Raw genomic sequence first — 22247 nt, forward strand, 5'->3', positions numbered from 1 at the left:
CAATATCAAGCGTAATCATTTTGCAACTTGAAACAATCTTCTAATTTGTAAATAATATTAATAAAACAACAACAGAAAGAAATACCCCAAAATTAAACAATAATGTAGAGATCCATTTTCTAAACTTTAAATCTTTAATTGCAGAGTAATCCATTACTAGGCTATAAAATAATTGACTACCTAACCAACTTAACCCGACAGCATACAGACCAATCTTATCTACAATCAAATAAAATCCTACTATCATTGATATTAGTACAGTTACGCTAATTATAATTACTTCCTTTAGTCTTGAATCGGCTTGTAAAAACTCATAACTAAGATTTGTATGTGCGTTTAAACATACTCCTAATAATAATAAGAAAAATAAATTAAAGTCCTCAATTAACAATATATTAGGTATATTCGGGTAGATAAAAAATACAATCAAAAAGCATACATTATATAAAATCCAACTTCCTTTTAAATATACTCCTAATTTATTTAAAAGTGCCTTTTTACTATTCTTATCTGTAATTAAATTTGAAAATCTTGGAAAAATAACCATACCTAGACCATTTGATAGAAACCATACTTTGGTTGCAATATCAAATGAAGATTTATATATTCCAACTTCAACTAATGAAAAATTCTTATTCACTAGATACGTCCCAACTGCTAATATCGTAATTTGTAATAATTGTGCAGCCGATAAAAAAAGAGAGTGATTAATAATCTTTAGAAACTCACCTTTTTTATAGGTAGGTTTCCAAGCACCTTCTGGAAGAGGGTCCAAATATCTAAATGCGTACACCAAATCAAAAAATCTTCTTATAACGATAATACATATTAATACTATTACAGATTTAAAAAGTAGTACTCCGCAAATCAAAAATGCATGTCTTGTTATTCCAGAAATCAAATTGTATTTGGATATTTTATAGAATTGTTCTTTCCCTGTATTGAACGCTAATAATATTGCTACAGGTATTGAAAAGAGATAATCTAAAATCGAAAGGATTACCATCTTACCTATAATTCCATTCTCATCAAGAATAAAAATGTATTTTGGTATTATATATAAAAGAAATGGCATTAAACATAAAAGAATTAAAGCGATTCTAATATATGTTCCAACAGCAGTTTGCATTTTATTTCGTTGATCCTCAACTAGATAAGTCTGAGCGATTGTTCTAGTGAAGTATTTAGCAACACCCATTTCTACAAAATATATGTAGGACGTTAATATAATGAAAATAGAATAAATTCCATATCCTTCCGCTCCAAGCGAATGGAGAGCTAACGGAATAAAAGCAAGTCCTGCCAAACCATTTACAAAGTTAACACCATAAACATATAATAGGTTTTTCTTCATAGCGCTCATACTACATTCCCCTAATTTCACAAAAGTATCCTCATATATCTGAAATAGATAATCATCTATCAAAACTAATATGAAACAATTTCTATATTTTCTATTCTATTTGTATTTTTAATAAGTGTATTCCTCAAATTTTCTTCATTCATTTCCAATAAATTTTCTAATACAAAATTCATTTCAGCTTTACTAATCGGAGTCGCTTTTCCAATATGGATTTTAGGAAAAACATAGCCATTCTGTATTTCATTCTCATTCAACAATTCTTCATATAGTTTCTCACCAGGTCTAATACCTGTAAATTCAATGTTTATTTCATCTTCAGTATAGCCTGATAACCTTATTACATTTCGAGCTAAGTCTACAATTTTTACAGGTTCTCCCATATCAAGAACAAACACTTCACCATCATTGGCAAGTGTACCTGCTTGGATTACTAGTTTTGACGCTTCGGGTATCGTCATGAAATAGCGAGTCATTTCAGGGTCTGTAACTGTTACTGGACCACCTTTTGCAATTTGCTTCTTAAATAATGGTATAACAGATCCACGCGAACCAAGAACGTTCCCAAAACGCACTGCTGCAAAATTCGTATCACTTTCTTTTGCTAAATTTTGTACAATCATTTCAGCAAAACGTTTTGTTGCTCCCATTACATTCGGTGGGTTAACTGCCTTATCGGTTGAGATCATAACAAAATAACCAATACCAAAAGTATCTGCTGCTTCCGCTATATTTTTGGTACCAAAAATGTTATTTTTCACAGCTTCCATTGGATTATATTCCATAAGCGGAACATGTTTATGCGCTGCTGCATGATAAATAACATCCGGTTTATATTGTGAAATAAGGTCGAAAATTCGATTTCGATCTTGTACATCTGCGATTATTGGAATAATTTGTGTTCTTGAAAATGTATTTTGACGAAGCTCCATGTCGATTTGATAAATGGAATTTTCTCCATGTCCTAATAGTAAAATTTTCTTCGGATTAAACTTCATTACTTGCCTGCAAATTTCTGACCCTATTGATCCACCGGCACCAGTAACAAGAATTGTTTTATTTGTTAGTTTTCCAGAAATGGCTTCCATGTCTAACTCCACTTCTTCACGCCCAAGTAAATCTTCAATGTTTACTTCTCTCATTTCACTTACGGACAATTTTCCAGTCATAACACCTTCAATGCTTGGCATAATTTTTACTTTTGCTTTTGTCTTAGAGCAGTGTTCGAATATAGCCTGTATGTCTGCTTTAGTTAATGATGGAATTGCAATGATAATATGGTCAATTGCATATGATTCTACTATTTTAGGAATATCTTTCACTGTCCCTTGAACAGTAATATCTAATACTTTTAATTTCTGTTTATTTGGATCATCATCTACGAATGCTATTGGTACTAGATCTGAATTTACAGACTGCCTCATTTGCTTAGCTAGAATAGTGCCTGCTTGTCCTGCACCAACGATTAACGCACGATGTTTCGGATGCTCTGTCTGCAACATCTTTTGTTCGCTTAACACACGAAGGGCAAACCTTGATCCACCAATTGCTAGAATATGAAGCATCCATGTTACTGCCATAACTCGAAAGTATACGTCTTGTTGAACGGCATACTGTAGAATACTTGCTGTTCCTATTGAGATAGTGACAGAATTTACAATCGTTAATAATTCACTGACAGAGGCAACGCTCCAAATTCGATCGTATAAGTGAAAGAAATACGCAGCAATGTGATGTGAAACTAACAATGTAATAGCACTCAATATCATCATAGGAAGTCCATACACGTTAAGTGTCGGGTGCAATAAAAAATAACTAAAAAATATAGCTGTTAGTACAATTATGGAGTCTAAAATGACAAATGTTGCAATTCTCAGACTGTAACCCACGTATCATCACCCCTTACTTACTACATTTCACTTCTCTACTGGATTCGTTTCTGTCCAATACTTTCTAAAAAACACAATACCTAAACCGATTATGGCACCTAACACAATACTAATTGTACTATTCAACAAAGTATTTGGTGAACTTGGTGTTTCAGGTAATGTAGGAGCTATTACTGTTTTGATCAACGGATCTGGTCTAAAGCTTTCAATGTTTGTTAGCACTGATTGATATTGATCTAACACTTTTCTATATTCTTCAGACTTAGAAGAAATTTTTGCTTGGAGTTGCATTAGCTCATTTTGTAATGCCCCATCAATGTTCACAAGTGTTGCTTGTTGTTCAGTAGACAAATCAATGATTAACTCATTAGGAATCATTGATTGTAATATTAAGATTTCTGGTAAGTTGTTTGTTTTTATTGTTTCATTATATAGCTTGATCAAATCACGAATTTCATTCGACAGTCTTTCACTTTCTTTTGTATACGAGTCTGCTAATAATGTGAATTCGTTTGTCAAAGTTTCCGACATGTACTTTTTTTGCTCATCTATAAGCGTTGATAGTATTTTTTGAGCACCGTCTGAACTTCCGCTTGTGTATGATAGACTAATCATATTTGTTTGTACATCCACATTCACGGCAAGATTTTTATTACTTACCACTTTTTTTCCAGATTCATTAAAAATTTGGTCAATAAATGCTTGGTTTTTCATTCTTTCCGCAAAGACTTGACTAGTAAATTCACTATCAATATATTGCTTTACAATACCCTCTGCATTTGTATTTGCAGTAACCTGTACCGTAGCTTCCGATACATATTTCTTATCTAAAACAATAAAACTTAAAACAGTTGCTATTAATATTGATACTACCATTGATAAAATGATAATTTTCTTACCGTTCCAAACTATTTCTACTAATTCTCTTAAACTGATTGTTTCTTCGTTCATGATATCTCCTCTACTGGTTGTTCATTTTTTTGAACTGTATACAAGATTGCTCCTATAAGTAATGGTGCAATTGTTAAACCTATAACAGAGTCATTAAATAATGCTTGTATTAAGAACGCACCAAACCCCATTGAGAGAGCTATAAAATAAGGGTTAGTACTGGAGATTTTTCTGTAAACACCCTTTAAAATAGTTGCTGTGAAAATTAGTAATGTAGCGACAAATACTAGGAAACCAAATATTCCTGTTCCCCACAGAATTCCTAAATACATATTATGTGGCTTGTCTACTAATACAGTTTCATCCAAGAAATCCGCACGCTTATCTAACTCATTTTGAGGAAAGTGGAATAGCATTGTGTCCAACCCATAACCAACGAATGGTTTATCTTGAATTAATTCCAACATTGTTGACCAAATATAGACGCGACCAGACCCGGCGCTAGTCCCTCTTTCGGGTAGTGTCGGCAATTCAAACTCACTGTCTGCTGCATATGCTCTATTATTTAAAAGTGAGGAAGCTCCTTCCACTTCTTTAAATGGATTTTGTTTTACGAACATACCCATTGAGTTATCCCAAACACGTGGATCACGCTCACTAAACATACTTAAAGGAACACTTACAAAACAAAGGAATACTAAAAATACAATGATTCCTTTCACTTTCGGACCTTTTAATAGAAGTGCAATTAACATAATTACAGACATGACAACAAAAGCTAAAAAACCACTAGAAGAAATCGATACTAGCAGCGTTGCAAATGCAGCTACCGCCGTGAATAAATTTAGAATTCGGAATTTAAGGTTCTTTTGAAAGATTGAAAGCGCTAGGAATATCATCACCAATATCGCAGATATCCCACTCATATAGTTCCACTGGTTTAAAGTACCAGAAACTACTGAACCCTCTATGAACCCCGCACCTGATTTATCCATAATTGTAAGTATTTTTTGCACAATATCAATTAACAATATATTTTTACCATAAAACGTTAATAACGCTATAACCACGTTAATCCAAACAAATGGATAAAGTGCATAAGTTATAATGTTTAGTGCTTTTTTAGGGTACATAATATTTATTGCAATAAACATTAATATAGAAAAACAAATGTATGTAATTGCCCCATCGTGGCGGTTGTACATACCCCAAAGAGCAATTGTCTTATACTCAGCGAAAATAACAGACATAAGTAAAAAGAAAATGAATGCATAGATTGAAAATGTTACTTTATCTTTTTTTAGCTGGTAGTTTAAAAATAAAAGCTTATACAAAAATAAGACTAGACTAATTATTGTGACTGTTACTAAAACAATGAATTTATAATATGTAAACATATCTGATTGATAGGCGGTTTGTGTTATGCCTGTGCCAGAAATTAGAGGACTTACAAATAAAGAAGTATGCATTCCAATTATTAGAGGAATTACTCCTATCGCTACTACCAACATGTAAAATATCCATCTATCTACTGTTTTTACTGATTGTTCATCTTCTAATATATCTCGATCTACATTTATTTTGTTTAGCGCTAAACGTGCCATTAATGAATTCACCTCTAATTTTGTTCAATACTTTCAAGTAAAGCTGCTAACCTAGTTTGATATTCTTCATCTGACGGTAATTGCTCTGCTCTTTCTACAACAATTTTGGCATTATCAATTTGTTCGTTATTAACTAATATAAATGCGTATTGATACATGAATTCCTTATTTTCTACAATATAAGGATTTAAATCTAGTGTGCGTCCATACATTATCAAAGCCCGCTCCATATTGCCCTTATTCAAATGAGCTAGTCCTAATTGGTATGCAAACAAATACTCATCAGAATATTTTTTTTGAAGAATTTCAAGTTGCTCTGTAGTGTCTTGTATTTCTTCGCTGGATTGCTTATCTGTTAGTTTTTGAAACAGAGTATAATCATTTAAAAATTCCTCGTCCTGTTTGTTTGCCATTTTATTCGTCCAAATGAAGACCATGACTATCAAAATTAATAACAATATAAATATGTAATTGAGCAGTTTCAATTGATTAGAATTCTTCGAGATAGAGATTTTTTTCATACTATGTCATTCAATCCTTTCAAGCTAATAGCAGTTGAATCATATCATATTTTAGTAAATTTTACTACCTACCCTATATATTATCCATTAATTGAATATCTTTCTTAAGATAATTTATTCAGATAAAAAAATTGACTATAATATAAAAAGACTGTTCAGAAGCTGATATTATTATCAGCTTCTGAAACAGTCTAATTTATTGAATCAATAATTCTTATAATTACTTAGATAATACAGTAATTACAGGTTGTGCTATAAGACCATAGCTATTCGTTACACCTGTAAATGAATCAATGCTGAATCCTTTACCAAAACCAGCAATACTTCCGTTTGCAACAGGAGTATAAGCTCCAGTAATAGTGATTGTAAATTCGCTAGTGTTACCAGAAGTAACAGCAAATCGTGCATTTACTCCATCAGTATATTTAACTTTTGTTCCATCTTCGTCAACTAAAGTGATAGTTGCGCCAGCTTTTTTAACAAAGTTATCATTTGTTGAAACAACAGAATCAGTAAATGTAATTACTTTTCCTAATAGAGAATCTGCAGAAGATCCAGTAAGTTCAACTTGTTCAATTTCAAATGCACCTTCAAGAATGTTCACGTTAGCAGTTGCTGTTTTTCCAGCAGGATTTTCACCAGCTGCTAATTGGAACGCTTCAAATGAAGAGAAAGCTAGTTGATCAAGGTTTACGTCTACAGACCAAGTACCATTAGATTTTACAGTAGTAGTGTATTTAGTAACACCGTTAGCTGTAACATAAACTGTATAACCTGCTTGACCAGTACCTTCTAATGCGAATTTACCATTAGAATCTACACGGTAAGCTCCAGTTAGTTTATCTTCATTACCTTTAACGAAGTATTTAGATGCAAAATCAAAATCAGCAACAACTTTGTTGAATTCAATTTTGAATTGTGAAGCAGAATTTGAAGCTGTAGTATAAACAGGTGCTGCAAGTACATCACCTTTGTTTAATGCAGCCAAGAACTGTTCTACAGTAAGACCATTTGTTGACTCATTAGCAAATGCATCAGTTGCTTTTACTTTGTACTTAGTTAATGTAGGAGTAAGAGCTCCATCAGTTACAACAAAGTATTTGTTTGCTGCATCTACATATTGAACAGTTTTACCAGAACCTAGAGCAATTGCTCCAGTTAAATCTGTAGCTGGAACATAAAGGTAAACACTTCCACTGTAACTTGTATCAGTTACAGAACCATTGAATAATTTTTCGAATTTAGCTTTTTCACCGTTTACTGAAGTACCTGCTGGTGAAGTAACAACAACAGAAACAGTACCTGTTTGTGTTGGAGTAGTTACTACAGCACCATTAGCATCTGTAGTTAAACCAGTAGCACCGTTAACTGAAACGATTGTAGTGCCTTCTGGAGGTGTTATTCTAATTTGGCCGTTATAAGCTTGACCAGTTTTCTCTTTAAAAGTAGCAGAAAATGCTACGTTTGTACCAGCTTCTCCGTGAACTGCAGTTCCATCAGTTATGATTGTTGAACCACCACCTGAAGTAGGTACTGTATAGCTTACAGTTTTACCATTGTAAGCAATTGTGTAAGTTTTTCCAGCTGATTGAGTGCCTGTTGTAAGTGTAACAGTTCTCTTATCATCACCTAATTCTACTGCATTGATAACTAATTCTTCAGAAGTGAATTGAGATAAGTTTACAGCATCAACTTTTTTGCTTAGTTTAACTTGAACAGTGTTAGCATTAACATAAGATGCAGAAACTGCAACTAGTGGTAATGATGTTGCTACATCGTCAACTGATTTTTGAAGAGCAGTTTCCCATTTAAGAACGTTAGCATCAAGGATTGCTTGAGCTTCAGCGATCTTTTTAGAAGCATCTTCAAGTTTGTCAGCTTTAACGTCTGCAGCTGCTGCTTTAGAAAGCATGTTAACAGTTACTTCGTTTTTAACTGAAGCAACTAATTTTTCGATAGCTGGTTTAACTTCGTTACGGATACCGTCACGAGTAGATTGACCATATACGCGGTCTAGAAGAGCCGCTTGTTTACGGTATTCTCCAGTAGCTGCATGGTAAGCTGTTTCAACTTTTTCGATGTCATCAGTTTTAATAGCTGCATCTAATTTAGAAGTTAAGTCTTTGATTTTTTCACTTGAAGTGATTGCATCGATGTAAGCTGCTGCACGTTTAACTTGTAATTTTGGTTCAACAAGTTTAGCGTCAACGCTTAATTTTTCAGATGCAGAAAGTTTTTTAGCTGCTGCTTCTGCAGCTGCGATTGCTTTTTTAGCAGCATTGTATTGAGTGTATGGACGTGTAACGTAATCAGCAGAACCTTCTACTGAGATAGCCCATTTTAATACTGTACCTGCATTTTGTGCGTCTGTTGCTAATTGGTTTACATTAGTTGCTGCGTCTGCTTGTTGTGCTGGCGCTGCTGCAACGAATGCTGAAGCTGCTACTGCAGTTGAAGCTGCAATTTTGATAGCTTTTTTCTTCATAAACTTGTGATCTCCCTTCGCTTGTGTGTTGCAATTTTTTTTAGTGTGTAACATCGGTCGCTTGATCGCGTCCAATATCGTCACCCTAACTAATATATGAGTATACAAAACTCATATGCTAAAATCAACTAATATCTTCAAAGATTACCAGTTTTTTATAAGGATGACTGTATGAAAGCACCAAGGACAACATTACATATTCCATATTACAGCAACATTACCAAAGACGCTAGTCTTTTTTTGTGAATATTTCTTACTATTTTTATTTTTATAGATTTTACTTAAAATTTCTTTAATACAACTATTTTAAATTTATTTTTATTTTATTTAATTTAATGCGTGCAATTTTAAAATTATGTGTTATGATTTACAGTATAGAAGGTTACTTATAGATGTGTAACGCCGTAAACTTGTTTGTACATTCATTAGTGTGCAGCCTTCTACTTCCTTCGTTTTATCGCTCAAGAAAAGAAGCATCTGAACATCGGATGCTTCTTTTCTTATTTTATAAGGGTTTTGGTCTACTGGCCAAAACCCTTTTTTAGTTTTCAGAAGTTATTCTCGCATCCAGATCTATTGAAAATGAAAAATACTGGAACACATTTGAACTACTAGTTCTAGTTTATATATCACACTTTCATATGTTTTTTTATTTTAATGTAGGTAAAAAGATTTCGGAGTCATAAATCTGACATTAATTATATTACATCTATATTACGACCCCCACGCCATTTTAACACTGCTGTAATATAAAATATGAAGAATATTCCTATTGAATGCGCTCTTGAAATAGTTCTGTAAAGAAACTGAAAGTAGAGAAAAGAAAAAACCACTAGAAATTTCTAGTGGTTTAGGACTTTTGATAGGAAATCCTGGGCACGTTGCGTATCCGGATTGGTAAAGAATTTGGAAGGAGCTGCACGTTCGACGATTTTGCCATCAGCCATGAAGACGATTTCATCGCAGATTTCTTTAGCAAAGCCCATTTCGTGCGTTACAACTACCATGGTCATGCCGTCTTTCGCTAGTTTTCGGATGGCATCGAGCACTTCGGTTACCATTTCTGGGTCGAGTGCAGAGGTTGGTTCGTCAAATAGCATGACGTGCGGATCCATTGCCAGGGCACGTGCGATAGCTACACGCTGTTGCTGACCACCGGAAAGCCTGCTAGGGTAGGCATCGAATTTATCTGCAAGACCAAGAGAGGTTAGTAGTTCTTTCCCTCTCGCTTCGGCTGCTTCTTTGCTCATTCCTTTTACTTTAAGTGGTGCCATTGTTACGTTTTCTAATGCAGTTAAAAACGGAAAAAGGTTAAAGCTTTGGAATACGAAGCCGATGTTCGTTCGAGCTGCATTGATATCCGTTTTTTTACTGTGAATGGATACACCATCGACCGTGATTTCTCCGTCGTCGATTGGCTCTAGAGCATTAATGGTACGGATTAGTGTAGACTTCCCCGCTCCACTTGGTCCGATTAGTGCGACTACATTCGATTTTGGCACTTCGAGCGAGACGTCGGTTAGGACGTGGTGATCGCCGAAGCTTTTATTGACATTTTTGATTGATATCATGATGATACACCCTCCCTACCGTTATGCTTCACTCTTCAGTAATCGTTTTTCGAAATATCGAATGATTAATGATAAGCTGAATGTCATGATGAAATAGATTAGCGCAACAAATGTCCACACTTCAATAGAACGGAACGATGTTGCCACTAGGTTTTTCGCGTTAAGCGTTAAGTCTGTTGCCGCTATTACGGATACAAGAGATGAGTCTTTTATTAGCATAATAAATTGGGATGCTAAAGGTGGTAATACTCTTCTAAATGCTTGTGGCAAAATAATATGTGTCATTGCCTTCGTATGGGACATACCTAAAGAACGTGCTGCTTCCATCTGTCCTCTTGGTACACCTTGAATCCCAGAGCGCACGATTTCGGCGATAAACGCACCGGCAAATATCGCAAGTCCGATGATTGCTCCCCAATATGAACCAAGTTTATAGTATTGTCCGAGTACAAAGTAAATCCACATAAGTAATACAAGCAGTGGAACCCCACGAATAATTTCTACATATATAGAAGAAATCAATTGTATTATTTTATTTTTTGAGATACGTCCCAATCCAAATAAAATACCTATTGGTATAGCTATAAGAATTGCTAGTAAGGAAATTTCTAATGTTTTTAGTGCACCGTCAATAAAGACATCCATATTGCGCGGTATAACACTCCAGTCGTATATCATAGCTGTTCCTCCCCTAAGCTGCTAGAGTGTTCTATTCGTCTACAACTTCACTTAGCCAGTCAGACGTTTCAAACCATTTATTACGAGAAGCTAGTTCTGCAGGACTTCCAATATAACTGTTTAGGAATGAGTTAACCCATTGAACTGTTTCAAAATCGTTTTTCTTCAGAGCAATCCCTAAGTTTTCAGAGGAAATTAATCCTTCTAATTGACGAACTTGGTCTCCATTTTGTAATTTCCAAACTGCAATAGCAGGCTCATCATATACTACTGCATCTGCTTTACCTTGTGCCATTGCTGCTGCTGCAGATGGGAATTCTTCAAAATCTAATACTTCAGCGTTTTTAAATACATCTTTTGCAAGTAGTGCCCCAGTTGTTCCGATACCTACAGCAATTTTTTTCCCTTTCACATCAAGCTCTTGCCAAGTTTTTGTTGCTGTATCCGATGTAGGAAGCATAACTGCTTGACCAGTTTGGAAGTATGGGTTTGAAAAGCTTACTGCTAGAGCGCGGTCTCCACGAATAGTCATACCAGCAAATACCATGTCTACTTCTCCCGCTTGAAGTGCAGGAATTAATCCATCAAATGTAAATTGTTTGTATTCTACTTTAATGTCTTTACCAAGTGCTGCTCCAAGAGCGTTTGCAGTGTCTACGTCATATCCAACAAAGTCTCCATTCGGATCCTTCATATCGAATGGGAAATACCCTGGTGACATCCCAATAATTAGTTTTTTGTCTTTTAGTGCTTTCTGGATTGTCGAATTTTCTGTTGAAACTCCGCCTCCTGAATCGTTACTACATCCCGCGATAATTAAAACGGTAATCATAAGTAGTGCTGCTAACCATTTTTTCATAACTTTTACCCCCATATATATTTTCTTCAGATCCCCTATTAAGCTACTGAATTATTAAAAGTATAAGTTATTAATATTCACGTGTCTACATAAAAAATAATTTGGTATAATATTTTTATTATTGCATCTATTGGAAGAAAGATGCAAAATAGTATATATATATTCTTTGTATTAAGAGTTTATTAGGTTTGTTAGTGTTTTATTACAAAATTGATTAGTATGTTTAATTATTCTGCTAATTGAATATTTATTCAAAAGGGGTGTTTTTTTGGAATTTCCAAAAGAAGAAGTTGGTAAACGAATTAGATATTTACGGAGATTGCAAGGACTCACATCGGACGAGCTTGCGAAACTTGCCGGAGTAAGTCAAAGCATGATCTCGCAAATAGAGCGCGGACAGGTGTCCCCATCGCTTGAGACACTTTGGAAATTGAGTCATAGCTTGAAAGTACCGGTATTTTCTTTTTTCGAAACAGAGGAAACAAACGCCGTAACGATTTCCCGTGCAGGAGAAGCGAAGAACATTAAACGTGTACGCCCCAATGTGAGCTATGAACTGTTGTCGCCAAGCTCTGGTAAGCAGATGAGCTTCTTCAAGATGATTGTGGAGCCTGGAGAAGATTTAGAAACTCCACTTTTGTATCATTCTGGCGAAGAATGTGGAATTATGCTAGCTGGAAGTTTACGTATTGAAGTAGAAGGTGAGATACATACGATTCACGAGGGAGATAGTATTTATTTTGATAGCTCGTTGCCGCATAGGTTTACGAATGTTGGAGATGAGAATGCCGTGGCTATTTGGGCGATGACGCATAGCTTTTAAAAGGTGGATGGAAGGCTTCTCGCTTAGGCGGGGGCTTTTTTTGTTAGAAAAAAACTCTCTGATTGACTCAAAGAGCTTTTTGATATTTATGACAGCCAACCATGTAAAGCGCCTAACAATGTAAAGATAACAAGGTGATCGCAAATTGCTATTATTGTGGATTTTTTCGAAATCAAACCAAACAATGAATTTTTCACATAGACCATTTTTATGATAACTCCAATGATGAAGCCGATGATTGCTCCTTGAAATAACGTTTCTGCACCGGTTGCGTTTATAAGAATCGCCATTAAAATAGAACTGATGAATGCAATGATGACCGAATAAATGTATTTTAACGGGCCTTCTGTTTGTTTCTCTTTCTTATTTCCTAATAAAACCGAATAATAGATTGTTCCATAGATCATATATAAAAGCCCGCCAATAATGATAGCTACATAGTTTAAATTACTCCAATCAATAGACATGAAAATCCTCCTAATTTATAAATCTTTCAATGCTTCTGTACGAACTAATTCCACGAATCCGTCTACTACTTTATCATTGCTTTTCTTTGGACCTAGTTTAATAAACGTTTTCCCCATGAGGTTAATTCCTTCATTTTGCCCTGTATAAATAAATCTTGTGGATTGTTCATCTACTTTGATGAGTGTATAAGCAGCTTGAATTTTAAAGGTTTCCGCAAGTGTAAATTCAATTTTGTTGTGTTTTTTTTGGTCCATGTTTTCGTGTTCTATATCCGTCACGATGTAAGTTTCGGTTCTCTTACCTTCTCTATAGGTTTGCTCATATGTAGAACCGACAACTCCTTCTTTTATTTCTAAAGGTTTGTGTTCCACTATATTTGGCATAATTCTCTGGATGTTTTCTAGCTGAAAGAGATTCCATACAGTTTCAATTGGTGCAGGGATGATAATTTCTTTGTTCCAAGTTAGCATTAGTTTACCCCTTTTCAAAAGTAGTAGTGAATAAGATTTGGTGCGAATTTCCTAAAGTGTACCATAGAAATTTGTTGAAGCAATAGGTTTGTCGTGTTCGCGGCTTGGTTTGTCTCGTTCAACCATATTTTAGGTAAAATTAAAGGACCTGCCAAATTGGCAGGTCCTAGTTTGTGAATAGCGGTTCGCAGAGCGCTTTAATTCAAGGTGTATTATTTTAAGATAGAAGAAAGTATATTTACTGCTTGGTCAATTTCTTCCAATGAAACAGTAAGTGGTGGCAGGAGTCGAATGACGTTTGGTCCTGCTGCAACTAGAAGTAGTCCGGCTTCTTCCGCTAGCGCTATATATGGAGCTGCTTCCTCTTTGCATACGATTCCGAGCAATAATCCCGAGCCCACAATCGGGTATTCAGGTAGCTCCACTTTTAGTTTAGCCAAAAAGTAGCTAGATTTTTCATTGACTTCATCTAAAAATTTTGTAGTAAAAACATTGTCTAGCACTGTTTGTGCTACCGCTACTGCTAATGGGTTACCACCAAATGTTGTACCATGAGTACCAGGGCCGAAAGAATCATGTAAAGCACTCGTTCCGAGCATTGCTCCGATCGGAAAGCCTCCTCCGAGTCCTTTTGCTAACGTCATAATGTCAGGTTTGAGTACAGTTTGCTCATAAGCATAGCGAGTTCCTGTGCGGCCGATGCCTGTTTGCACTTCGTCGATTATTAATAATATTCCTTTGGATTTGCAAATGTCAGCGATTACTTGAGCGAATTCAGGCGTTACTTGGTTAACTCCACCCTCCCCTTGGATCACTTCAAGCATGATTGCCGCTACTTTTTCGTCGATAGCCGACTCCAGTTGCTCGATGTCATTGAACGGTACTGTTCGGAAAGTATCCAGCAAAGGTCCGAATCCATTTCGAACTTTGTCTTGGCCAGTAGCGGACATTGCACCAAATGTACGTCCATGGAATGATTTTTCAAATGTGATGATAACGTGTTTTCCAGTATGTTTGCGAGCTAGCTTGATTGCCGCTTCATTCGCTTCGGCTCCACTGTTACAGAAAAATGCGTGTGCTAAATGCGTATCTTTTACTAAGGTTACAGCTAACTGTTCCTGTCCAGGACTTTCGAATAAATTCGAAGTATGCCATAGTTTTTCACTTTGTTGTTGAATTGCTTCAACAATCGCCGGATGTGCATGACCGAGGCTGAGCACTGCGATACCACTTGTAAAGTCGAGATACTCTTTCCCTGTATCATCTAAGATAAGCGTCCCTTTCCCTTGCACTAAATGAACTGGTCGACGTGCGTAATTTTGAAATAAAGAACTCACACTAGTACCCCCTGATGTAAAATGGTTGTTCCTTCTAGTTGCTCCCCGACAATTTGAACGGAAGGAATACCTGCAGCTAAACAATCGAGTGCTGCAGTCACTTTTGGAATCATTCCTCCGTAGATTTCTCCTGATGTGATCCATTCCGCAATTGCAGTGGAAGTTACAACTTGTTGCACTTCCCCTTCAATTTTAATGCCAGGTGTATCTGTTACGAGCTGCAGGCTTTCCGCTTTTATTGCGAGTGCTACTTTATTTGCTACTGTATCAGCATTAATATTGAGTGGTGTGCCATTATCGGTGCAGCTTATGCTCGAGATTACTGGTGTTATGCCGTTTGCTAGTAGTGTTTCTAGCATTGCGCAGTTTACTTTATTTATTTCTCCTACAAAGCCGTAAGTTTCTTTGTCTAAAAACGTACATTCTAATAAATTGCCATCATATCCGCTTAAGCCAATTGCCACAATCCCGCTTTTATTCAACTGATGAACAAGTGTTGGATTGACTTGACCGACTAGGGTCGACTGGACGATTCCGATTGCTTCTTCAGATGTGACTCGAATGCCGTTTATAGAAGTTGACGTTATATTGTTTTTTGCGAGTTCTTTATTAATTGCAGGGCCTCCGCCGTGGACGATGATTATCTCATTGCCAGCAGCTTGGAGTTTTTTGAAATTGGTGAAGAAGTTTTCATTTAACCCCTCCAGCATGCTTCCACCAAGTTTGATGACGATGCGTTTAGGAGCGATAGGTTGCGTTGATTTGGACGTAGTCATATGTCAAATCGCACCCCCATGCAGTTCCTTGGCCATCGCCTTGGTGTATATCTACAAAGATTTTTACTTCTGGTTGTTTTAAATAGACTATCAAGTCATCCTCTGAGAAAGCGACAGGTTCACCTTTTTCTACAACTTTTGAAGTCCCAATATGAATCGTGATTGCGTTAGGATCAAGGGTAGCTCCACTATAGCCAACTGCAGCGATAATTCGTCCCCAGTTCGCGTCGTTTCCGAACACAGCCGTTTTCACAAGAGGCGAACCGACAACTGTTTTAGCTATTTTGCGGGCTTCTGCGTCAGTAATTGCTCCCTTTACTTCTACTTCAATCAGTTTTGTTGCACCTTCTCCATCTTTTGCAATCATTTTCGCCAATTCTTGGGACACGATGTGTAAGGTTTGCACGAAGTTTTCCCAATCAGGATGCTCAGGAGTAAGCGTTTCGTTTTCTGCCATTCCGTTTGCCATGACAATTACCATGTCATTAGTGGATGTATCGCCATCGACAGTAATAGCATTGAACGTCACGTCAGTAATTGATTTTAGTGCTGATTGCAAATGTTCGGATTCAATGTTTGCATCCGTTGTAATGAAACCAAGCATCGTCGCCATGTTAGGTTCAATCATACCGGAGCCTTTTGCAGTTCCAGCGACAATCACTTCTTTTCCATCAATCATTGTTTGATAGGAAGTGTTTTTCGTAACGGTGTCCGTCGTCATGATTGCTTGAGAGAAGGACATTGCCCCTTCTAACTCATCTACTGGATCCAATTGTTTGATTCCTTCTGTTACCGGATCCATTTTCATCAATTCGCCGATGACGCCTGTTGATGCCACACCAACTAGATTCAGATCGATCCCTAGCTTTTCGGCAGTTAATTTTTGCATTGTATAGGCATCTGCCATTCCTTGCTTGCCTGTGCATGCGTTGGCATTACCGGCATTGACGATGATTGCTTGCATTTTACCTGTCTGGTACACCACATCTTTTGTAACAAGTAGCGGCGCCGCTTTAATAGCATTCGTCGTGAATACACCCGCAACGCTTGCTGGAACTTCGCTGACTAGTAGAGCGAGGTCTTTTTTCTTATGCTTAAGGCCGCAGTGAATGCCAGTCGCTTTAAATCCTTTTGGTGATGCTATATTTTTATATGAAATACGCTTCATTGCCATGGTGGTTATAGCCATTTATTTTATTCCTCCTAATCAGCGTTTACGCTGAACTAATTAATGTTAAATGAATAATGGGACGTGCTTGAGGCCAGTTGTTTGATCGAAGTTAAATTGAACGTTCATGTTTTGAATCGCTTGACCAGCAGCTCCTTTAACCAGATTGTCGATAACCGATACTACGGTCGCGCGGTTTGTGCGCGGATCAACCTTGACATGAATGTCGCAGAAGTTGGAGCCATATACTTGATTTGTTCCGAATTTGTTAGTTTCTTTTATTATTCGAACGAAAGGATGCTTTGCGTAAGTTTCTTCTAATGTATCGATTAGTTGTTTTTCTGTTACACCTTCGTTTACGGGAGCATAGCTTGTTGAAAGAATTCCTCTTGTCATCGGTACAAGATGAGTAGTGAAAGTGATCGGTGAATTTTGATTGGCAAAGAGGCTTATTGCTTGCTCGATTTCCGGGATATGTTGGTGTTGATGTAATTTGTATATGGCAGTATTTTCATTCGTTTCACTGTAATGTGTCATCTGCCCCGGCTTGTTACCCGCTCCAGATATTCCACTCTTCGCATCGATAATAAGATGTTTTACGTCGATGAGGTTTTCTTTCAAGAGAGGAAGTAATGAGAGTAAAACAGCTGTCGGATAGCATCCTGGGTTCGCGACTATATCAGCTTGCTGAATGTTCGTTTCGTTCCATTCCGTCAGACCATATACGCTTTTTTTAATAGCTTCAATAGGAGCTGGTATTTTTTTATACCATTGCTCATATTGCTTTGGATCCTTCAAACGGAAGTCACCAGATAAATCAATGAGTTTTGGACCTTTATCTATTAATGATGGAAGTAACTCGCTCGATACCCCTGAGGGAGTGCTCGTAAAAATCACATCATACTCTTTTAATCTATCGGGCTCTATTTTTAATAACGGCTGGTCATGAATATTCAACAAATGTGTATATTTATTCGAAAACACGTTTCCTTCATCTGAAGAAGTGAACAAATCCAGTGTCCCTATTTCAGGATGTGTATGCAGAAATCTAATTAACTCAAGCCCACCATAGCCAGTTGCACCAATAATTCCAACCTTCATTTTCTTCACCTCTTCAGTAAGTTAGAATCTATTATAATACTGCATAAATATAAAGTCAATCGTATTTTTATAATTTTTTTGATTATTTTATAGATTTATGAATAAGAGGGGAATAATATTACAGAGGTGTTACTGGTGCCAGGCACCAGTAACACCTCTGTAACAGATTTCTCCCATAGAAAAAGGAGCGAATTGAGGGATTCGCTCCTTTTTCGTTTAGTTGTTTCCGTTGCCGTTGTTGTTTCCATTACTATTACCATTGCCGTTATTGTTTTTTTCTTGATCCTTTTGGGATTTTTCATTTTCTTTTTGTGTTTTTTCTGCATCTTTTTGCTGGTTTTCTTTTTCTTTATTCATTTCTTTTGCTTGGTTTTCGGTAGATTTACCGTTACTATTTTGTTGATTTCCTTTTTGTTCCGGGAGCTTTTCTTTTTGTATTTCCTGCTTTTCTTTAATCTTTTCTTGTTGCTGTTTAACTTTTTCTTGTTGTTCTTGCTGTTTTTGTTCAATTTTTTCTTGTTGCTCTTGTTGTTTTTCTTTATTGGATTGTTCATCTATTTTGTTTTGGTTGTTGTTGGATGGTATCTTTTGCATATTACTCTCTTGGTTTACTGGAACACCATTGTTTCTTAAATTATCTTTTATTTTATCGTTCTCTACTTCTTTTAACTTTTGAATCGATTTGTCGTGTTTGTCAGCTTCTTCACGTTCTTCAATGGTACTTTCATTAACTATCCAGACTTTTTCGGTGTGCTCGCTTTGTACTTCTTCTACTGCTACTTCTATAATTTCTTTCATATCAGATGATTCTTTATTATTTTCGTATATAGTTGTTATTGCTATTTCTTTGGCAAGGGGACTTAGTTGCTTTACTACTTTTGACAATACAATGTCCACTGGGTTCCCCTCCCAATCTTCGAGCATAATAGGAGCGGTATCATTTAGCGACCGAAGCGTCACTACTAATCCTTCTTGATCAACACCTAATTCTACTGAATTATTTGCATCCAATTGAACATAAGCTAGTGCTGTTCCTGGGTTTGGGATAAAGGATGCTATCACAAATAGAAGAAACATTGCTGCGACAATAACTGGCGCGAGAAAAGAAGGTTTTGTCCATTTCCTACTAAGAATAGTTTCCCCCATTAAACGGAATTCAACTTCTTGTCCAATCTCAGGATTCGAAATAATGGGAACGCCTCGAAGAAATTTACCTTCCTTCGTTAGAAAAATCATATATTTAGTTTTCTTTTCGCAAACAATGCCTTTATAAGTGCGCATCATATGATTTCTCCTTTTACATACTCTTTTATATAATTGAAGTCACTTTTTAGCAGTAAAGCAACTGCTATTATGTATTTTCTATGCCGCTCTAATGTTTTTCGTGAAACCTCGACGATTTCTTCCATTTCTTTCAATGGTAATCTTTTATATTTTATAAGAAATTCATAGAATTCTTCTGTCTCAGCAATAATTTGTGCTGTTTGAAATGCTGTTTTTCTTGCATCTTCATGCTTTGGAGCAACTTTTGCTAGATCTTCAAATGATAACCCGAATTCTGCCAGTAGTTTAGTATAGCGAGAAATTTCTTCTCTTCTTGCTTCTGCCTGCTGTTCTATTGAATAGGAATCAAGTGCTTGAGCGTCAAATAACAGCTGGTGCTCCGTTAGCGCTTCTTCTCTTGATGCATGTATTAATAGAACTTTCTCTTTTCTGACAGATTCTTTGCGAATAAAATCAATGATACGTCTCTTTATTATTAAGTGTGCATAAGTTTGCAATGATGCATTTTCACTAGGATTAAAGCTCATGATAGCTTCATGAAATCCATTCATAGCTACACTAAATTCTTCGTCATGTTCATCAATTGTTCGTTTACAAACAAAGGATGCGGTTTTTTTCATAAATGGGGTAAAGGCAAAAAGAAGGTCATTTAAAACCTCCTCATTCCCTGCTTTTGCCATTTGAGCAAGTTCAGTCGTTATTTGTTTTTGTTTTGTTTTGGTTTTGAAAATCCCGTGAATAATGGACAAAAGCATACATACCCTCCCGTTCTCATCTTTCCCTTAGCCTATCATTGTAACTGGCTGATTGAAGAATGAAAAGCGGTTAAACTATAAATAGTTCAATCTTCGTCATTATTATAGTACTAGCGATGTTAATCTCTTATTGCTCTAGTACTATATTATTCGTTCGTCAAGATACATTTGTGGGGGTGGCTAGAGGATAAGTTTTATGTAGAAATATAGATAGTAGTTTTTAATATTGATTGAAAATAATATATTAAACAAAAAGGAGGCTCTTAGGAACCTCCTCTTTGCATTGTTTTGTTTTGTTTTGTTTCCTTGTAATAATAGACGAAATCATACGTATCTACACGTTTTTACTTCATCTAAAGTACTGGGTGTTAAATAAAATTAAAATAGTGTATTGATAAAGAGGATTTATTTATCTTCTTTATTTTTTTTATTTTCTTGTTTTTCAGCTTTGTGTTCTTCTTTTAAAGCTTTTCTTTCTTCTTTATGCTCTGCTTGAAGTGCTTTACGCTCTTCTTTTTGCTCACCTTTAAGAGCTTTGCTTTGTTCTTTAGCAGATTCCTTTGAAGGTTCTTCTACAACAGGTTTTTCAGCTACTGGTTTTTCCACTACTGGTGTAGGTTCAACTTTTACAGGTTTTTCTTCAACTGGTTTCTCAACTACAGGTTCTTCCGTTTTAGGTTCCTCTGTTTTTGGCTCTTCTACTTTAGGCTCTTCAGCTTCTTTTTGGGCAGCTTCAAATTTAGCGATTGCTCTTTCAGCATTACGTTTAATTGCTGCTTTCGCAGTTTCACTTCCAGCATTTTCATAAGCTTTTGCAAGTGCTGCTAGATTTCCAGCAGTGTAACCTTCAGGAATTTCAATTCCAATAGAATCTCCTGTAGTAACTTCTCCTCCAACAGTGTCCCCTGTAGTAACTACTCCCCCAACAGTGTCTCCTGTAGAAACTGGAGCCGTAGTTTGCTCTGTTTCTTTAGTCAAATCATTTAAATTAACCGTGTCGAACAAATTTTCATTCGCCCATGCATAACTTGCACCTGTTACTGTCATTGTTGCAACTAATAATGCTGCACTTGTTTTCTTCCATTTCATCTGCATTTTAGAATCACCTCGGATAGAATTTTGTCCCGTACTATGCTCGGACACTATATTATTCGTAATAAATTCATATCTTGTGGGGGTGAAGACAAAAAAATAATATTACAGATGTGTTACTGGTGCCAGGCACCAGTAACACATCTGTAATATATTAAGCAAAAGTATAGTAAGGAAGCGGTTTTAACTGCTTTTAGGTTGTTGCATTTTTTTCTTTTTATGTTTTTTCCACATATCTTCGGCTGCTCCGGATCCTAGCATGACACCTGCTACGATTAGGAAGAGGCCGATGAAATGGCGATAGTTTAGTATTTCACCTAAGAAGATGGCTGATAGAATCAAAGAGAATAGTGGATTTAAATTCATAAATATAGCCGATTTTGTTGCTCCTGCTTTACCTACTGCGTAGTTGTACATTAGATGCCCGACGGCTGTAGATAATACGGCTGATGCTAAAAATAGAACCCAAAAAAGAGGTTTTGTTTCAGCAAATGTGTAGATACCTCTTGGTTCTTGCACTAAGCTGATCACGATTAGCACAACTGCTCCGATTAGTAGCATATAGGCAGTGAGCAATCTTGGATCAAGTGTTCTCGCTGCTTTGCTCACGACCATATAGCTCAGCACTTGCGCTAATATCGCAAGGAACACATAGAAATCACCAAGGTTGGCTCCGCTGGACTCTCCCCCTCCTACTAGGATGGATACTGTTACTCCAGATAAACCGAGTAAGAGACCAAGCCACTGAAATCGTGATGGGAAGTACTTTAATATAATAGCTCCTGAAATGGCAGTTAACATTGGTCCCGTTCCCAAGATTAGGCCTCCGTGGGTTCCGCTTGTAATCGCAAGTCCCATATTCAAAAAATAATGATGGAGTACCACATTAGAGAGTGCCCCTAATAATATGTATTTCCATTCTTGTTTCGTTGGTATTCGTAGGAGATTCATTTTCCATAAAATGACCAGCACTACTAGACCGGCTGTTAAAATTCGAAAAGCCGTCAGGGTGACTGGGGGCACTACTGTTACTAAATATTTAAGTATCGGTAGGTTTGCTCCCCAAACGAACATGACGAACACGAGCATTAAATATATATTCCATTGCTTCATTT

At 36.4% G+C, this 22247-nt stretch carries 20 protein-coding genes; 1 reads left to right on the forward strand and 19 read right to left on the reverse strand.

Translation table 11 applies throughout. The features are described 5' to 3' along the window. Positions 1-40: 40 nt before the first annotated feature. From PGC35_RS02600 to PGC35_RS02640, 9 genes are all read right to left on the reverse strand, one after another. Positions 41-1363 (reverse strand): lipopolysaccharide biosynthesis protein, encoded by a 1323-nt coding sequence (locus PGC35_RS02600; protein WP_375218078.1) that lies wholly within the window; start codon positions 1361-1363, stop codon positions 41-43. 65 nt (positions 1364-1428) lie between these two features. Then, positions 1429-3249 carry a polysaccharide biosynthesis protein gene (locus PGC35_RS02605; RefSeq protein ID WP_375218079.1) on the reverse strand — a complete coding sequence of 607 codons (1821 nt, stop codon included), beginning with the start codon at positions 3247-3249 and terminating at the stop codon, positions 1429-1431. A 27-nt stretch (positions 3250-3276) separates the two neighbouring features. Then, positions 3277-4200 carry a Wzz/FepE/Etk N-terminal domain-containing protein gene (locus tag PGC35_RS02610; protein ID WP_375218080.1) on the reverse strand — a complete coding sequence of 308 codons (924 nt, stop codon included), beginning with the start codon at positions 4198-4200 and terminating at the stop codon, positions 3277-3279. Further along, the gene (locus PGC35_RS02615; protein ID WP_375218081.1) at positions 4197-5744 is read right to left on the reverse strand and encodes an O-antigen ligase family protein; all 1548 of its coding nucleotides are present in this window, start codon (positions 5742-5744) and stop codon (positions 4197-4199) included. The genes PGC35_RS02610 and PGC35_RS02615 overlap by 4 nt, the downstream gene beginning before the upstream one ends. A gap of 14 nt (positions 5745-5758) precedes the next feature. Beyond that, positions 5759-6157, reverse strand: a complete 399-nt coding sequence (locus PGC35_RS02620) for a tetratricopeptide repeat protein (protein ID WP_375218082.1) — start codon at positions 6155-6157, stop codon at positions 5759-5761. Positions 6158-6485: 328 nt separating this feature from the next. Continuing rightward, positions 6486-8750 carry a hypothetical protein gene (locus PGC35_RS02625; RefSeq protein WP_375218083.1) on the reverse strand — a complete coding sequence of 755 codons (2265 nt, stop codon included), beginning with the start codon at positions 8748-8750 and terminating at the stop codon, positions 6486-6488. A gap of 842 nt (positions 8751-9592) precedes the next feature. Further along, complete coding sequence (locus PGC35_RS02630) at positions 9593-10321, reverse strand: amino acid ABC transporter ATP-binding protein (protein WP_053590472.1); 729 nt, start codon at positions 10319-10321, stop codon at positions 9593-9595. 21 nt (positions 10322-10342) lie between these two features. Next, on the reverse strand, positions 10343-10999 hold the full coding sequence (locus PGC35_RS02635) for an amino acid ABC transporter permease (protein WP_053590473.1): 657 nt from the start codon (positions 10997-10999) through the stop codon (positions 10343-10345). 31 nt (positions 11000-11030) lie between these two features. Then, positions 11031-11858, reverse strand: coding sequence for a transporter substrate-binding domain-containing protein (locus tag PGC35_RS02640; RefSeq protein WP_375218084.1), 828 nt, complete (start codon positions 11856-11858; stop codon positions 11031-11033). Positions 11859-12126: 268 nt separating this feature from the next. Here PGC35_RS02640 and PGC35_RS02645 point away from each other — a divergent pair, with 268 nt between their 5' ends. Then, on the forward strand, positions 12127-12681 hold the full coding sequence (locus PGC35_RS02645; RefSeq protein WP_375218085.1) for a helix-turn-helix domain-containing protein: 555 nt from the start codon (positions 12127-12129) through the stop codon (positions 12679-12681). Positions 12682-12767: 86 nt separating this feature from the next. Here PGC35_RS02645 and PGC35_RS02650 read toward each other — a convergent pair whose 3' ends face one another. From PGC35_RS02650 to PGC35_RS02695, 10 genes are all read right to left on the reverse strand, one after another. Then, a complete protein-coding gene (locus PGC35_RS02650; protein WP_375218086.1) occupies positions 12768-13148 on the reverse strand; it encodes a DUF1761 domain-containing protein in 381 nt (126 codons plus the stop codon). Positions 13149-13163: 15 nt separating this feature from the next. Beyond that, on the reverse strand, positions 13164-13619 hold the full coding sequence (locus PGC35_RS02655; RefSeq protein ID WP_375218087.1) for an SRPBCC family protein: 456 nt from the start codon (positions 13617-13619) through the stop codon (positions 13164-13166). 212 nt (positions 13620-13831) lie between these two features. Beyond that, positions 13832-14956, reverse strand: a complete 1125-nt coding sequence (locus tag PGC35_RS02660) for an acetylornithine transaminase (RefSeq protein WP_375218088.1) — start codon at positions 14954-14956, stop codon at positions 13832-13834. Next, the gene (gene argB, locus PGC35_RS02665) at positions 14953-15732 is read right to left on the reverse strand and encodes an acetylglutamate kinase (RefSeq protein WP_375218089.1); all 780 of its coding nucleotides are present in this window, start codon (positions 15730-15732) and stop codon (positions 14953-14955) included. Before argB ends, PGC35_RS02660 begins: the two co-directional genes overlap by 4 nt. Continuing rightward, positions 15695-16921: a bifunctional glutamate N-acetyltransferase/amino-acid acetyltransferase ArgJ gene (argJ, locus tag PGC35_RS02670; RefSeq protein ID WP_375218090.1), complete on the reverse strand. Its 1227-nt coding sequence runs from the start codon at positions 16919-16921 to the stop codon at positions 15695-15697. Before argJ ends, argB begins: the two co-directional genes overlap by 38 nt. 45 nt (positions 16922-16966) lie before the next feature. Continuing rightward, entirely contained in the window at positions 16967-18001 is a 1035-nt protein-coding gene (gene argC, locus PGC35_RS02675; protein WP_375218091.1) for an N-acetyl-gamma-glutamyl-phosphate reductase, read from the reverse strand. A gap of 216 nt (positions 18002-18217) precedes the next feature. Then, positions 18218-19282 (reverse strand): anti-sigma factor domain-containing protein, encoded by a 1065-nt coding sequence (locus PGC35_RS02680; RefSeq protein ID WP_375218092.1) that lies wholly within the window; start codon positions 19280-19282, stop codon positions 18218-18220. After that, the gene (sigI, locus tag PGC35_RS02685) at positions 19282-20040 is read right to left on the reverse strand and encodes an RNA polymerase sigma-I factor (RefSeq protein WP_375218093.1); all 759 of its coding nucleotides are present in this window, start codon (positions 20038-20040) and stop codon (positions 19282-19284) included. The genes PGC35_RS02680 and sigI overlap by 1 nt, the downstream gene beginning before the upstream one ends. 405 nt (positions 20041-20445) lie before the next feature. Beyond that, positions 20446-21135 carry a hypothetical protein gene (locus PGC35_RS02690; RefSeq protein ID WP_375218094.1) on the reverse strand — a complete coding sequence of 230 codons (690 nt, stop codon included), beginning with the start codon at positions 21133-21135 and terminating at the stop codon, positions 20446-20448. Between the two features lie 180 nt (positions 21136-21315). Beyond that, on the reverse strand, positions 21316-22245 hold the full coding sequence (locus PGC35_RS02695; protein ID WP_375218095.1) for a DMT family transporter: 930 nt from the start codon (positions 22243-22245) through the stop codon (positions 21316-21318). Positions 22246-22247: the final 2 nt, after the last annotated feature.

The sequence above is a fragment of the Psychrobacillus sp. PGGUH221 genome (genome assembly GCF_042055255.1).
GTDB lineage: Bacteria > Bacillota > Bacilli > Bacillales_A > Planococcaceae > Psychrobacillus.